The sequence below is a fragment of the Granulicella mallensis genome (genome assembly GCF_014203225.1).
In the GTDB taxonomy this organism is placed as follows: domain Bacteria; phylum Acidobacteriota; class Terriglobia; order Terriglobales; family Acidobacteriaceae; genus Granulicella; species Granulicella mallensis_A.
Genome location: NZ_JACHIO010000033.1, coordinates 1 through 14,405, shown reverse-complemented (window position 1 = coordinate 14,405; position 14,405 = coordinate 1). Strand labels below are relative to the sequence as shown.

The following is a 14,405-nucleotide window of genomic DNA, read 5'->3' as shown; positions in this document are numbered from 1 at the left end:
CCTGGTTGCCGGCATTGTATGGCTGAAGAGATGGGAAACTTCCTTCCTGTTTCAGGTTGCCGAAAGCATCGTATTCAAAGCTCTGCGCTAAACCTTTTCCCGCTTGCCTGGCGCTCGAAAGGCGATGCAGGTTGTCATATTGGAAGTTCAGGCTGCTATCGGGATCAAGTGCATCCGTGATGCTGGAGATGCTGCCGAAATCTGAGTAGGCATATCCTTTATTCAGTATCCGTTGATTTCCCTGAGCAGCCGTGAGCGAGCTCAGGCGGCCTTTGGAATCTTAGCTGCTCTGAACGGTTACTCCATTGCCGAGGAGTACGGACTGCAGGGCGCCCGAGGATGTATAGCCAGGCTGGGTAAAGTAAGCCGATCCGTCCTGGGCGAGAAGCGAACTGAGTGTTCCTGTTTGATTCCAGACCTGGCGAACCACACGTCCATCCGGATAGGTGATTTGATTGATATGCCCAGCCGCATCGTATCCCAGGCCGATCGTGTAATTCTCCTTGCCCTTCTGAGTTATCAAGTCCGGATTGCCGCCAGCGTTGTAGTGATAATCGCGTTCGGCCTTATGGCCCTCGGGGGCGTCCAGATAGGAGCTGATAAGCTGATTCGAACTGTCGTTAGCGTACACGTAGACGACACTTGGCGTGCCATCGGAGTATTGCATGCCGGCTAGCCGCCCTGAGGCGTCTCGGGTGTAGTTTGTTGTGATGCCACGAGAATCACTTGTCGATACCAGATAGCCATGGCTGTCGTACTTGTACGTAATCGTGCCACCTTCAGGACTGATGGCCGAAAGCAGATTAGAGTGTTGGTCGTAGGTAAACCTTCGGATGCGTGGCGTATCTCCTGGCTTCCCTCGTTGCATGATCGTCACAATGTTGCCAAGGTCATCGTAGGTGTAGTCGGTCTCGAGTTTCGGCTGACCGTCCTGATCCGGCTCCAGCACCTTCACCAACCGTCCCTGTGCATCGTAACTGTCTCGCGATGAGGCTACTCCCGGCCTTTGCAGTCCCGCACTGCCACTGGACTTCATGGCTGCCCACTCTGCGGCGCGCACCGGCTTGTGGTGCTGTGCCCGATTCATTGGATGGGCTTTGGGCATATATAGAACTGACTGCCAGCGATGAAAGGAAAGAGATAGCGATGATTCTCAGGCGACGTGACACGGCTCCAACTCGGCTAGTGAGCATAGACTTACCTAGGATTCCTTATAAAGTCTGATTGCGTTGCGAAAAACAATACTCTCCAGAAGCCTGACGTGTAAAGTTCAAGGCCCAGGGTTCAAGACCCAGAAGATTTTGTATTCTGAGCCCTAGGCCCTATCCCTGCACTAGCCGCCCCTCGCGGAGCCGCAGCACGCGGTCGCAGTGCGAGGCGAAGTCTAGGTTGTGCGTTACCAGGACGCTGGCCAGCGAGTGTTCCCGATGCAGGCCCATCAAGAGGTCGAAGACGCGCTGGGCTGTGGCGTTGTCGAGATCGCCGGTGGGCTCGTCGGCCAGCAATAGTTTCGGTTGCGTCACCAGGGCGCGGGCGATCGATACGCGCTGCTGTTCGCCGCCGGAGAGTTCTCCCGAGCGGTGATGGCCACGTCCGCCCAGACCCACGCGGTCCAGCCAGAGCGCAGCCTGTGTCATAGCCTGCTTGTGCGGGGTTGCGCGGGCCAGCAGGGGCATGGCGACGTTCTCCAGCGCGGTGAACTCCGGCAACAGATAGTGAAACTGCCAGACGTAGCCGATGTCGCGGTTGCGAAAGCCTGCGGCTTCTTTGGCGTTTAGCCCCGTAACCTCGACGTTGCCGCACCAGACCTGGCCGGAGGTGGGTTTATCGAGCGCTGCCAGCAGGTGCAGCAGAGAGCTCTTGCCCGCGCCGCTTTCGCCGACGATGGCGACCATCTCTCCGGCGGCGACCTCCAGCGAGAGGTCGCGGAAGAGTTGCAGACCGGTCGCCCCGGTGGAGAGGGGAGCGTAGGTTTTTTCGAGTGCGAGGGCGCGGAGAACGGGTGAGGTCAACGGGGGCTCCAGACTGGGTTTTCGAGTGCAGAGGGGTTGTCGTGGAGCCGGATAGACATGATGCCTATTTTAGAAGGCATCGTTCCGAAAGGGCGGCTGTGAGTGCGTTTTTGCCGTTGCCTGTTTTTCTTCCAGCTGCGAACAAAAGGCCCGGGGCTAAAGCCCAATTCTTGCTTGTCCTTTATTCCGTAGCCTAAAGGCTACGGCTCCCTCCGTCTCCGCGACGCTGAAGCGTCGCGGAACGCGCTCCGCGCAATGGGACGACATGCCCTAAAACAAATGCTCAATTCGCAGACTGCTCTACTCGTAGCGCAGCGCTTCCGCCGGGAGGATGCGTGCCGCGGAGGAGGACGGGTACAGCGTGGCCAGCAGGCTCATGCTCAACGAGACCGCCGCCACGATCAGCGCATCGACGATGCGCGGTGCGAAGGGCAGGTGGTCGATGGAGTAGACGCCGGGGTCCAGGTGGATGAAGCTGTAGTGCGAGCCGGCCACGCTGGCGGCGTAGCCCAGTACGATGCCCAGCACCGTGCCCAGCGAAGAGATCAGCAGGCCCTGGAACAGGAAGACGCGCCGTATCTGATCGGCGCTTACGCCGAAGCTCATCATGACGGCGATGTCGCGGGTCTTCTCCATCACCATCATGGTGAGCGCGATGAGGATGTTGAGCGCGGCTACGACCACGATCAGGGCCAGCACGATGAAGGTGACGACCTGTTCCAGCTTGAGCGCGCGGAAGAGCTCGCGGTTCTGCTCCATCCAGTTGGTGACCTGGAAGCCCGGTCCGGCGGCCTGTTCGAGTGTCTGGCCGACCTCCTGCGCGCGATAGAGGTCGTCGATGCGGAAGCTCATGGCGCTGATGAGGTCGGGCTCGGAGAAGAGCCGCTGCGAATCCGACAGCCGCATGAAGGCATAGCTGGAGTCGTACTGGTAGAAGCCCGAAGCGAAGATTCCCACCACACGGAAGCGCTGGTAGCGGGGAACGAGGCCAAGCGGGGTGAGCTCGCCCTGCGGACTGGTAACGAGCAGGGCGTCGCCGACGGTCGCGCCGAGCGTCTCCGCGAGGTCGTTGCCGATGACGATGGGCGGTGCCAGCTCGTTGCCGGCGGTCGCGGTCGGTTCGAGTTCGTCGGCGGAGCCCTGCTTGATGGACTGCAGCAGATCTCCAACCTTAAGCTCGTCAGCGGGGATGATGCCCTTGATGAGCGCACCGCCGGAGTGGGCGCCGCGCGAGATGAGCACCTGGCCGAAGAGTCCGGGGGCAACGGCCTGGACATGCGGCATCTGGGCCAGTTTTTCCATCAGGGGACGCCAGTTGTGTATGCCATCCCCTGCGGTGCGCATCAGCATGACATGGGCCGTGGACCCGACGAGCCGCTCCTGCAGGTCGCGGCGCATGCCGTTGGTGATGGCCAGGGCGACGATCAGGGAGGCGACTCCGGCCGCGACTCCGATGATGGAGATGACGGTGATAAAGCCCACGACAGCCTGACGGCGGCGGGCACGGAGATACCGGGCGGCGATGAAAAGTTCGAAGCGCACTCAGTCGCTATCGTAGAGCAAGTTCTTTCGTTTGATGTGGAAGGATGTGAGGGGTGTGGAAAGGTGGACCGGAACTGAGTGTTATTTTTTTTGTCCGATATCCAAGTGAAACACGATTATGAGATAATTTCCACGCGCCTCTGGTCGGGACGACCCCCCACCGGTTGCATCCCTTGATAGGAGGCGCCATTTGAAAACAATGGGTCCGCTGGCACCCCCCAGCGGCCCATTGTGTTTAAAGAATCGATAAAAATTTGATAAAGGAGGGAAGGCCGTTGCTTCGCTCCATCACCCATAGGGGACGCAGTTCAGAACAGGGGCAAGCTGTTTGTGGGTTGTGCCATAGGAAGCGGGAGGGGCCGTGCCTTGGCGAGGGGCTCTGGCATAATTGCGTCAGGAGCAAGCGTTCTTATGGCCCGTCCTTCTAACGCCACCGTTTCGGTGGATGACAACAGCTTTAACGCCCTCAGCACCCACTTTGGCGTCGCCTCTCACCATAGTTTTAACGGTGTTCCCCAGATGGGCTCTCTCATGTGCACGATCGATGTGACCATCGATATGCACGACGCAGACAACCTGCCCTACGCCACCTTGCAGAAGCTCTTTACGCTCGCCAGCAATGTGACCAAGGACGCGATCAAAGACATCAAGATCACCTTTTGGACGGACGAGAGCCAGACGGATGCCATCTGCACGTATACCTTTCGCGGCTGGATCAGCAACTTTGCCAGCACCAGCGGAGGCGGCTCCAACCACACCCTGAACCTGAGCCTGCAGCCAGCGCTGGACGATAAGCAATTCGTCAATATCTCCATGGGAAACTGATCTGTGGCTACTCCCACTCCGTCCAGACCCGACACCTCCGGCCTTACTGAGGCATGGCTGCGCGGCATTCCGCACACCCCCCTGGATCCGGACTGGAGCGTCTACGATAACGACATTGCGGTTATTACGAGGACCTACAACGAGTATCTCGCCAAGCAGCAGGGGTTTGTCCCGCTCGATCCTCTTTTGGTTAAAGCCATGTGCTGGACGGAGACCGGGGCGAACGTGCCAGAGTGGCGCACCCGCCCCATGCAGATCGGCAACGCAGGGGATGCAGGGCTGGCGGAGCTACTGAAAACGAAGCCTCTGAATCGTCTTCTTTTGCCTCCCGCCTTCTACAAAGGCGGCGCGCTTCAACTTACTTCCGCCAATGTCCGCACGATCCCGGCTTTTAATATCCGCGCGGGGATCGGTTACCTGCTGCTGCGCGCTTGCAGACTTAATGGGCCTTGGTTGCCTGTAGATAATGGCCAGACCTTCTCCGATAAGGTGCGAAAAGGAGATAGTTTGGACCGGATAGCTGCCCGCGATCACACTACAGTCGACGAGTTGCGCAATGCCAACCCGAAACTCAATCCCTCCGCTCTGAAGCTTGGTGCGGAGTTGAGCTTCCGTCATATGACCGAGTACTTTTTTCTTGGCTTCGTCGGTCGTGTTGATGAGGCACGGGCTGCGGCCACCTATAACAACAACGATGTGGATGGATACACAAAGAAGCTTCTATATTGTATGTGGGTGTTTCAGGGTGGTGCGCAGGCAGAGGATGCAGCTAAGGCAGCAGCCTTGGCTACGGTAAGGAAAGGTAAATAGTGACGCGGCTTCTCTTCTGTGTCCTCGCCGTAAGTGGCCTGAGTCTGATAGCTCTACGCACGACAACGATCTATGCTCAGACGGCTCCTCCCGTACTGCACTTGTCTACTGAGCAGCCGGTGGCTGATGTGCAGGCCGCATCGCCTGGTGTAAGGATCACGCATCTCGTCTTCGACGACAGTGCCACTAGCACTCTATGGGATGTTGAGACACCTTTTACGCTTGCGGGTGGTGAGTCCGGATGCTCCTTTAATCTGCCGGTTCCTCACCAACATGCGGCGCTTGTTCGCCTCTCCGCGTCCAAGCCAAACGACATGGCAACAAGGCTAGTAATTGACAGCTTTGGAGACATGTCAGAAGAGTTGGCGCTTGCCACGGCAACCCGCATTGACAGACAGTTGGAAGCTGCGGGGTGGAAGTTTACCCCCAATGCCGTCCGGCTTTCGTCTGCCCGGATTAGGCACCTGCTGCAAGAGAACTCCGGTATCATCACCTCAAATCTCCAATGCGGCCATGCACAAATCTTCATCAGCGTTAGTCTTGATCCGCGTCATCGAAAGATTGTGTCATGCAGTTTCGACTACAACTTACAGCCCGTGCCTCCGCCTATTCCTTAAGCATTCATTTGTCTTTTATGGACGGAATACGCATAAGTTCCATATTGCCTGTGGGTCGGAATGGCGGTGCTCGAATGAAGCCAACGCAAAGGCTAAAACGAAATGAGAATCCAACTTTGCAAGATTGTTCCCCTCGTTCTTGCGTTGTTGATCGCATGGAGGCTTCCTGGTCAACAGAAAGCTACGGCGCCGGTGCTGCGATTAAATCTGCCGCAGGCTGAAGCAACAATCCAGTCCATTTCCCCTAGCGTTCACATCGTGCCCACGTACGGTGGGAACGCGGGGCTGTTCTACTGGGAGGTTACGATGCCTGTACTTTTGGCAGGAAGCGAAGGGGCATGCTCTTTCAACCTCGATCTTTCAACGGTACGAACAGGGGCGGCCACCTTGACAGGCCGGCACAACGACGTTGTGGATAAAGTCCAGGTCGACAGCTTTGGAGGTATGTCCGCAGCGCAGGCCCTGGCTGCTGCTTACCAGTTTGCTGCGAAACTACAATCTCACGGCTGGACATCCAACCCCTACATCCAGCCTTCGCCTATTAAGGCCAAGCACCTGCTACAAAGGGATTTCGGCGTTGCCATCAGCGATCTCCGTTGCGGCCACTCCCAGATATTGATCTCAGCCGACAGTGATCCTCGGCATCCCAAAAGTGCGACCTGGAGCTTCACCTACGGTCTACCGTCGCAGCCTGATCTTCTGTCTACACCCTCTGTGGCTCATTAGGCATCGTATTGCGCAATAGCAAGGTTTATGAGGCTCAGATGGCCGCTTCTTCTTTTCCGTTTTTCTATATCCTCGCCGCAAGTTGTTTAAGCCTGATGGCTTTGCCGATCACGCGCGCCAACGCCCAGACGGCTCTTCCCGTGCTGCATCTGTCCTCCTTGCAGCCACTAGACAAGGTGCAGGCGGCATCGCCGGGGGTAAAGATCACGCAGATCTACAACGGCAGTCCCACTATTACTATGTGGTCGGCTGAGACTCCTCTGACGATTGCTGGTGGTGAGAGCGAATGCTCCTTCAGTCTGCTTGTTCCCCATATGTCAGCGGAGGATGTTGTTCTCAGCACGCCGCCTGAAGCGAACGGCGTTGTGACAACGTTAGACATTGCTCGTTTCGGAAATATGTCCGCAGCGCAGGCTCTGGCTGCTGCTTACCAGTTGGCTGCCAAACTGCAAGCGCACGGCTGGGTACCGAACCCCTACACAAAACCTTCGGCCGCCCAGGCTCAGCGTCTGCTGCGAAGGGACTTCAGCGTTTCCATCAGGGATCTCCGTTGCGGCCACTCTCAGATATTCATCTCAGCCAGCAGCGATCCGCGTCATCCAAAGAACGTAACCTGGAGCTTTGGTTACGATCTGCAGCCTCGGCCCAATCCGCTATCTCAACCGTCTACCGTTCATTAGGCATTGCATCGCGCAACTACAAGGTTTAGGGGCTCCGATGGCCGCGTTTTCTTCCCTGTCTTTTTATGCCCTCGCTGCAAGTTGTTTAAGCCTGATCGCTCTGCCTATCACGCGCGTCAGCGCCCAGACGGCACCTCCCGTACTGCATCTGCCTACCGCGCAGCCACTGGACACGGTGCAGGCGGCGTCGCCGGGGGTAAAGATCACTCAGATCTACAACGGTAGTCCCACCATTACCATGTGGTCGGCTGAGACGCCTCTGACGATTGCCGGTGGCGAGGCAGGATGCTCTTTCACCCTGCCTATTGCCCACATGTCCATAGAGGACGTTGTTCTCGTCACGCCACCTACGGCAAATAATGTTGTAACAAGGCTTGAAATCGCAAGATCCAATAACATGTCGGCAGCTCAGGCTCTCTCCGCTGCAATCCGGATCGACCGTCGATTGGAGAGCGTGGGTTGGAAGCCTGCCCCCAATGTCGACCGAAACTCGCCTGCCCGAGCTCTGCGCCTGCTGCAAAGGGACTTCGAGGCAGAGATCGTAGATCTCCGTTGCGGTCATGCCGAGATACTCGTCTCAATCAGCAGCGATCCGCGTCATTCAAAGAACGCGACCTGGCGGTTCATCTACGATATGCAGCCAAAGCCCGAGTTGCTGTTGGCTCCTCGTCCGCCTGATCTGCCGTCTAAATCATCTGCGGTTCATTAGGTATTGCATTGTTCTGCAGCAATGTTTATGAGGCTCAAATGGTCGCGTCTTCTGTCCCGTTTTTTACTGTCCTCGCTGTAAGTTGCTTGAGCGTGATCGCTTTGCCGATCACGCGCGTCAAAGCCCAGACGGCTCCTCCGATGCTGCATCTGTCCACCGAGCAGCCGGTGGCTGACGTGCAGGCTGTATCGCCTGGTGTAAAGATCACACATCTCGTCTTTGATGACAGTCCCACCGGGACCCTGTGGGATGTTGAGACATCTTTTACACTCGCGGGTGGTGAGCCAGGATGCTCCTTTAGTCTGCCGGTTCCCCACAAACACGCGGCATTTGTTCTCCTCGCCGCGTCCAAGCCAAATGACGTTGCGACAAGGCTAATCATCGACAGCTTTGGAGACATGACAGAAGAGTTGGCGCTCGCGACAGCAACCCGCCTCGCCAGGCGGTTGGAAGCTGCTGGCTGGAAGTTTACTCCCTATGCCGTCCGGGATTCGCCCGCTCGGATTCGGCATCTGCTGGAAGAGAACACCGGGATCATCACCTCAGATCTCCAATGCGGTCACGCACAAATCCTCATCGGAGTCAGTCTTGATCCACGTCATCGGAAGGTCGCGTCCTGCAGTTTCGACTACAACCTACAGCTCTTGCCTGCGCCTGTGCCTGTTCATTAATCATTTCATTTATCTTTTGCCTTCAGCGCTAGCTTTCCACATCCATACAGGACATGCAGGGGAGAGGTGGTATCGATAGGTCGCGCCTACAGCGCTCTGCAGGCTATAGGGTCCTTGACCCAGGGCTTCGCCCTGGGCTGTGATGGCGTCGCCCCTTTGGGGCTTGGTTTGGTGCCTGATCTGACGGCTGTGCGATTCCTAAATTGCCAGGGCGTGGTATCACGTGTGCGCTCTAAGAACTACAACTGATGGATGCAAGTTTCTTAATGCCTCTCCATGAATCGTTCTTTTGAAGCTCTCTTCCTCTGGAAGAACTGCCCTCGTTGGGTCTAAACTCTCTTGTAAATCCCTACGTCAGAGACTCGGACCCGGCAGGACAGGTGTTCATGATGCGAAAGAGACTCGTTCTTGGATTGGCAATGATGGTGGCGGTGCTGCCTGCCTACGGGCAGTCGACAAAGCCCGCTCCTCCGGCCCCGACTTCCCCGGCTCCAGTTCCCACGGTCCCTCAGACCGATGACAGCGGCCCCGTCATGGATAACGGCTCCATTGTGTTGCCGAAGAAAAAAGAGGAGACCCCGCCTCCTCCGGCGCCCGCTGAAGAGAAGGTCAAGAATCCCGGCGAAGAGGTCTTCTCGATGCGGGTGGATGTGCCCATTGTGAACCTTGATGTCAGTGTGCTGTTGGACAGGACACATGCGTTCGTTCCGGGATTGAAGGCGGATAATTTCCTGGTGGTTGAGGATGGAGTCGAGCAGGACGTGCAGACCATTCGCACGGCGCGGACGCCCATTACGGCGGTCATGCTGCTGGAGTTCGCGTCGAACTCGTATGCGTTTATCCAGGACATGCAGAATGCCTCGGCCAGCTTCTTCCACTCGCTGCAGCCGGACGACTATGTGGCGGTCGAGACCTACGACATGCGCATGCATGTGTTGACCGATTTCACAAACAACAAGGACACGATTCGCCAGGCGCTGCAGAGCCTTACGATGCCGGGCTTTCGGGAGACCAACGAGTTCGACGCGCTCTATGAGACGCTCGACCGGTTGAGCCGTGTGGAGGGCCGCAAGTACGTCATCCTGATCTCCAATGGCCGCGATACGATGTCGCGCCTGACGCTCGACCAGATGATGGCGAAGATCAAGGCGACTCCAAATGTAACGATCTACACGATCAGCACCGGGGGACTGGCGCGGGAGTTGAGCGATGCTCGCGGGGGAATGAGCGGGTCGACGCGCATGAATTATCTGCAGGCTGACAACCAGATGCGCACCTTCGCACAGATGACCGGAGGCGCGAGTTATCAGCCCCTGTTCCAGGGCGAGCTGCCGGATATCTTCTCGCAGATCAACGAGTCGATCCGCACGCAGTACGTGCTGACCTACAAGCCGACGAACAACAAGAATGACGGCACCTTTCGGAAGGTGAAGATCTATCTCGTGGATAACGAGGGGAAGCCGCTGAAGATGCAGGATGAGAAGGGGAAGCCGCTGAAGTATTCGATTATTGCGCGGGATGGGTATCGGGCGAAGCTGCCGGTGGAGTAAGGGGCTACAGCTCTCTTGTAGTGGCGTGCCACAAGTCGGGTGCCCCATCCTCGACGCGCGTTTTTTGCGCGGCAGGGTGGGGTATCGTGCGAAAGCACGACCGCTTTTGGCTCGTAGCGGAGATGGTGCCTGTATTAGAGAGTGCGGTCGTTTGCTACCGCAAACGATACCCCACCCTGCCGCGCAAAAGGCGCGCGTCGAGGATGGGGCACCCGATTGGGGATGGACCCTACTTGGGGTTTGGTGTTAGCTGACGAAGCGGTCGAAGTCTTCGCGGCCGTGGATGGGGGCGAGGACCAGGAGAAGAAGGCCTTCGATCAGGACTGCGCCTTCCATCTTGACGGAGAGCCCGTGGAGGCGCTCGAAGTGATGTACGGCAGGTAGATCCTGCGAGGCGGTGGCGATGTCTCCGCCGACGGAGAGGCGGTCGTTCTCCATGCGCGGCAGGATCGAGAACTGCGAGTAGAGCGTGATGACGAGCATGACGATGACCAGCACCAGCTCGGCGGCGCGGGCCGGGTGGCTGTCGCGTTGCGTTGCCAGCAGGGTCAGCGTCAGCAGCAGGTACAGAAGGCCCGCGATCAGGCCGATATGGTGCAGTTCGCTCAATGTGCCGCGGACGATGATGCCGGCCTCGTGCGCGTTGGGCAGGGAACTGAACGCCACCTTGGTGACGAAGCCGAAGAAGATAAGACCACCGACCCAGGTTGTAGCGGCGAAGGAACGAAGGATGCGAAGAAGAGTGGTCATAGTGAAACGGATGTCCCTGCTGAGGTTGCCTGTGCGCGTTTCAGAGCGCGGCGCAGAATCAACTCCAGTGCGGCTTTGAGCTCCTGGTACTCGTTCTCTGAGATGCGGTTTTGAAGATGTTCGGTTTCCAGGGTGAAGAGCTCTTCTTTGAGCACGGTCATCACCGTCTTCTCCCACGCCAGTACGTTGTTGCTGCTGGTATGGGGCTCCGGGGAGAGGAGGGTCTGCATGTCGTTTTCGCTCAGGACCCGTGTGAAGGGCTGCGGCTGAGGTGCGCCTCCGATGCTGGGGGCGCCGGAAGGCTTGCGCAGCAGCAGGCCTGCGGCGGCAGTCAACAGCACGGCGAGGCCGCCGAGGATCCACCACTTGTACTTCGCCCACGGGTCGCGGGTGCCTTCGGGGTCCAGCGGATTCTGCAGGCCACGGCCGGGCATCTTGTTTTCGGTCTCTGGGATGGGCTGGCCGGAGTCGGCGCCCTGTGCCTGGGGTTGGCCCTGGGCCTGTGCGCCGCCGCCCTGATCGGGTGCGCCTGTGTCGCGCGGAAGCTGGCCGCTGCCGGAGAGCGTGAAGCCCATGGGCTGTTCGGGGGAGACGTTGCGCGCGACGAAGGTCTGCGCGTTCACTTCATCGCTGACCGAGGTGTAGGGAGTGTTCGGCGCCTGCACAAACGTCATGCTCTTGGGCAGCATGATGGCGATGGTGTCGGTGGTCATCGAAGGATGCGGCGCGAAGTTGAACTTGCCCGAGTAGGGAAGCCGGTAGGTGACCTGGAAGCGCGTCTCGCCGGGGCGAATGGGGAAGAGGAAGGTGTAGTGGTTCTTCTCGGCAAGCGGCACGGGCGCGGCCTGCACCGGCATGCCGCCCGGCGCGAGCGCGGCGGAGCCTTCGACGATGGCGCCCTCGGGGAGCCAGAAATCGAACGGCTCGTTGGAGAACTGGGTCATGGGTGGTGTCGACTCGTTCTTGACGAAGAAGTTTTCGACGACGTGCAGACCGTTGCCGCTGCCGTCGGTCTGGATGCGCATGACGTCTGCTTCGCTGCTCACGCCCTTTACCTTGGGGGCGGCGTTGTAGACGTCGAGATCGACGGAGTCGGTTCCCGGAGGCGCGGGGCGGAAGTAGTTGGCCTTGTCGTGCGTTACGCGGACGAGGTGAATGCCTGTATCCGGAACATCGAGCTTGAAGTGGCCGTGCGCGTCGGTCTTGGTGCGCGTGGACTCCTGCATGCCCTGCTGCAGACGGATGAGCACCACATCGTCTCCGGCGGCGGGCCGGTTGTTCGTGCGGTTCGTCACGGTGCCGGTGATGGAGTCGGCTGCGAAGGCGGCGACGGGCAGGGTGAGTGCGAGGACGGTCAGGCTGCGGAAGAGAGTTCTGAATGCGGGCACAGGTCAAGGATACAGAGTGTAGAGGGTGGAGTGTAGAGGATAGAGAGGGCGCGTTTCGTTTTTCGCCGTCATTCTGAGCCGTAGGCGAAGAACCTCCGCATTTAGCGGTGGAACGAGCGTCCGGGGCACACGCGAATCTGAGGTTGTTTGTTTGCCCTTGAGGTCTGAGGCTCTACAAATGCGGGGATTCTTCGCCTGCGGCTCAGAATGACGACGAAAAACAAGCAACGGTCAATAGTGCAGTGGAAAGCCTAGCCGCCGAGGGAATCCATTTCGCCCAAGATCAATGCAGCTTCCGCTTCCAGAGAGGCGCGCTGCCTGGCGTAGTCGTCTTCCGGATACTTTCCTGCGCGGTATTCGAAGTTCAGGTCGCGCAGGTTGTCATAGACGACCTCTTTGCGCTCGCGCAGGTAGTCGAGTCGCGTCTTTTCGACGACCGCTGCCAGCCTTTGCTGGGGCCAGAAGATGTAGGCGAAGCAGCCGATGGAGAGGAGCGTGACGGAGAGGATGATCTGGGTGTTCATAGCAGCGGCCTCGGTTCGGCGCAGACCTGGAGTGGCGGCGGGAGAAAGCCGGCGCCGATTTTCTTGCGTCGAAGGTATAGTGTATCTGCGGTTGCCCTTTCGCCTGAAACCGGGCGGAGCGGCAGGAGGTTTCTACTGGTGAGTCGAAGTCGACGCGTGGTGCTGGCAGTCCTTATGGCGGTCATGGCCCTGGGTGGGATGGCTGCGAACTGCAGGGCGCAGGCTGCGGCGCATACTGACCCCCTGAACCTCGACCCCATCGTGCGGCAGGGGTATGAGCGCTTCTACAACCTCGACTACGATGGCGCGCTGAAGTACTTCAACCAGGCCACGCAACAGCATCCCCAGGAGCCGATGTCCTGGAACTACGTGCTGATGGCGACGATCTTCCGCGAGCTCTACCACCAGGACTTGCTCGATACGACCTACTACGCGCATGACAGCTTTCTTTCGACCAAGCGCGAGGTGGAGGTTCCGCAGGCGACGCGCGACCAGATCAACTCGCTGACCGACAAGGTCATCGCGATGTGCGACGCGCGGATCAAGAACAATCCGAACGACAAGAACGCCTACTTTGCGCGGGGCTATGCGCATGGCATGCACTCGGCATTTATTACGCTGGTGGACCACTCGTTTGCCTCCGCGGCGAAGCAGGGGTACGAGGCGCGCAACGACAGCGAGGCCGCGCTGAAGATCGATCCGCAGTACGCGGACGCGAAGATGGCGATCGGCATTCAGCAGTTTGCGGTGGCGAGCCTGCCGCGCTTTGTGCGCCTCATGGTGGGCATCATGGGCGTGGGCGGATCGAAGGAGAAGGGTCTCGACATGCTGCGCGACGCTGCGGCGCATGGCGTGATTACAGGCATCGAGTCGCGCACGACGCTGTCGCTGTTTCTACGGCACGATGGTCGCTATGCCGAGGCGTTGCAGACGCAGCGCGGACTGGCGGAACAGTATCCGCACGACTATCTGTTTCAGCTTGAGGTGGCGAACCTGTTGAAGGATTCGGGGCAGGGGTTGCAGGCCATCGAAGCGTACAAGCATGTGCTGGAGCTGGCACAGAAGCCTGGGTACTTCGTTGACCCGCGCCTGCAGATGGCGTGGTTTGGCCTGGCCGATACGCAGCGGGGATACAACGACATTCACGCAGCGGCGGAAGGGTATATGCAGGCCGCTATGCAGACCAATTGCAGCGACTGGCTGCGCAAGCGCGCACAGTTGAATGCGGGCGAGATGTATGACCTGTTGAATGACCGCGCGCAGGCGGTACGGATGTACCAGATGGCTGCGGCGTCGGGTGGGGACCAGTCGCAGGCCGAGGCGGCGAGAAAGTATCAGAAGACGCCGTTTACGGGGAAGTAAGAGTTTTTCGCCGTTGCTTGTTTTTCGTCGTCATCCTGAGCCGTAGGCGAAGGACCCCCGCATTGGTGGCTGCACCAAGGCACAGAGGAAGTCTACGAAATCGTACCCGCACGTTGTTGGTAGGGGCGTGCGTCTGTGGTGGCAAGAATGCGGGGGTCCTTCGCGTACCGCTCAGATGGTATGAAGAGCGGCGTACCTTCCTGGTACGTGCTCGAGGCACAGATAATCCATCCGGAGGA

At 58.7% G+C, this 14,405-nt stretch carries 15 protein-coding genes; 9 read left to right on the top strand and 6 right to left on the bottom strand.

The features are described from left to right. Positions 1-280: 280 nt before the first annotated feature. From HDF15_RS24440 to HDF15_RS24430, 3 genes are all read right to left on the bottom strand, one after another. Entirely contained in the window at positions 281-1,087 is an 807-nt protein-coding gene (locus HDF15_RS24440) for a hypothetical protein (protein ID WP_184260727.1), read from the bottom strand. 235 nt (positions 1,088-1,322) lie between these two features. Next, a complete protein-coding gene (locus HDF15_RS24435) occupies positions 1,323-2,012 on the bottom strand; it encodes an ABC transporter ATP-binding protein (protein ID WP_184260724.1) in 690 nt (229 codons plus the stop codon). Positions 2,013-2,312: 300 nt separating this feature from the next. Beyond that, the gene (locus HDF15_RS24430; protein WP_184260721.1) at positions 2,313-3,554 is read right to left on the bottom strand and encodes an ABC transporter permease; all 1,242 of its coding nucleotides are present in this window, start codon (positions 3,552-3,554) and stop codon (positions 2,313-2,315) included. Positions 3,555-3,965: 411 nt separating this feature from the next. On the opposite strand from HDF15_RS24430, the gene HDF15_RS24425 reads away from it, so the two are divergent. The 8 genes from HDF15_RS24425 (at position 3,966) to HDF15_RS24390 (ending at position 10,142) form a co-directional block, all read left to right on the top strand. Then, positions 3,966-4,379 (top strand): hypothetical protein, encoded by a 414-nt coding sequence (locus tag HDF15_RS24425; RefSeq protein ID WP_184260716.1) that lies wholly within the window; start codon positions 3,966-3,968, stop codon positions 4,377-4,379. Between the two features lie 3 nt (positions 4,380-4,382). Then, positions 4,383-5,189 carry a LysM domain-containing protein gene (locus HDF15_RS24420; protein ID WP_184260713.1) on the top strand — a complete coding sequence of 269 codons (807 nt, stop codon included), beginning with the start codon at positions 4,383-4,385 and terminating at the stop codon, positions 5,187-5,189. Beyond that, positions 5,189-5,806, top strand: coding sequence for a hypothetical protein (locus HDF15_RS24415; RefSeq protein ID WP_184260710.1), 618 nt, complete (start codon positions 5,189-5,191; stop codon positions 5,804-5,806). Before HDF15_RS24420 ends, HDF15_RS24415 begins: the two co-directional genes overlap by 1 nt. 306 nt (positions 5,807-6,112) lie before the next feature. Further along, positions 6,113-6,532, top strand: coding sequence for a hypothetical protein (locus tag HDF15_RS24410; protein WP_184260707.1), 420 nt, complete (start codon positions 6,113-6,115; stop codon positions 6,530-6,532). Positions 6,533-6,570: 38 nt separating this feature from the next. Then, on the top strand, positions 6,571-7,212 hold the full coding sequence (locus HDF15_RS24405) for a hypothetical protein (RefSeq protein WP_184260704.1): 642 nt from the start codon (positions 6,571-6,573) through the stop codon (positions 7,210-7,212). 37 nt (positions 7,213-7,249) lie between these two features. Continuing rightward, positions 7,250-7,921 (top strand): hypothetical protein, encoded by a 672-nt coding sequence (locus tag HDF15_RS24400; RefSeq protein ID WP_184260701.1) that lies wholly within the window; start codon positions 7,250-7,252, stop codon positions 7,919-7,921. A gap of 86 nt (positions 7,922-8,007) precedes the next feature. Then, entirely contained in the window at positions 8,008-8,592 is a 585-nt protein-coding gene (locus HDF15_RS24395; RefSeq protein ID WP_184260698.1) for a hypothetical protein, read from the top strand. A 386-nt stretch (positions 8,593-8,978) separates the two neighbouring features. Then, a complete protein-coding gene (locus HDF15_RS24390; protein WP_184260695.1) occupies positions 8,979-10,142 on the top strand; it encodes a VWA domain-containing protein in 1,164 nt (387 codons plus the stop codon). 246 nt (positions 10,143-10,388) lie between these two features. On the opposite strand, the gene HDF15_RS24385 is transcribed toward HDF15_RS24390, so the two are convergent. From HDF15_RS24385 to HDF15_RS24375, 3 genes are all read right to left on the bottom strand, one after another. Then, complete coding sequence (locus tag HDF15_RS24385; protein WP_184260692.1) at positions 10,389-10,892, bottom strand: DUF4149 domain-containing protein; 504 nt, start codon at positions 10,890-10,892, stop codon at positions 10,389-10,391. Beyond that, a complete protein-coding gene (locus HDF15_RS24380; RefSeq protein ID WP_184260689.1) occupies positions 10,889-12,280 on the bottom strand; it encodes a carboxypeptidase-like regulatory domain-containing protein in 1,392 nt (463 codons plus the stop codon). Before HDF15_RS24380 ends, HDF15_RS24385 begins: the two co-directional genes overlap by 4 nt. Positions 12,281-12,531: 251 nt before the next feature. After that, positions 12,532-12,804: a hypothetical protein gene (locus tag HDF15_RS24375; protein ID WP_184260685.1), complete on the bottom strand. Its 273-nt coding sequence runs from the start codon at positions 12,802-12,804 to the stop codon at positions 12,532-12,534. 138 nt (positions 12,805-12,942) lie between these two features. Between HDF15_RS24375 and HDF15_RS24370 the strand changes: the two genes are divergently transcribed. Then, the gene (locus HDF15_RS24370; RefSeq protein WP_184260683.1) at positions 12,943-14,166 is read left to right on the top strand and encodes a hypothetical protein; all 1,224 of its coding nucleotides are present in this window, start codon (positions 12,943-12,945) and stop codon (positions 14,164-14,166) included. Positions 14,167-14,405: the final 239 nt, after the last annotated feature.

Coding starts and splice junctions, on each gene's coding strand:
- HDF15_RS24400 (WP_184260701.1), top strand. CDS start 7,250: ATGGCCGCGTTTTCTTCCCTGTCTTTTTATGCCCTCGCTGCAAGTTGT.
- HDF15_RS24375 (WP_184260685.1), bottom strand. CDS start 12,804: ATGAACACCCAGATCATCCTCTCCGTCACGCTCCTCTCCATCGGCTGC.
- HDF15_RS24410 (WP_184260707.1), top strand. CDS start 6,113: ATGCCTGTACTTTTGGCAGGAAGCGAAGGGGCATGCTCTTTCAACCTC.
- HDF15_RS24385 (WP_184260692.1), bottom strand. CDS start 10,892: ATGACCACTCTTCTTCGCATCCTTCGTTCCTTCGCCGCTACAACCTGG.
- HDF15_RS24405 (WP_184260704.1), top strand. CDS start 6,571: ATGGCCGCTTCTTCTTTTCCGTTTTTCTATATCCTCGCCGCAAGTTGT.
- HDF15_RS24425 (WP_184260716.1), top strand. CDS start 3,966: ATGGCCCGTCCTTCTAACGCCACCGTTTCGGTGGATGACAACAGCTTT.
- HDF15_RS24440 (WP_184260727.1), bottom strand. CDS start 1,087: ATGAATCGGGCACAGCACCACAAGCCGGTGCGCGCCGCAGAGTGGGCA.
- HDF15_RS24390 (WP_184260695.1), top strand. CDS start 8,979: ATGATGCGAAAGAGACTCGTTCTTGGATTGGCAATGATGGTGGCGGTG.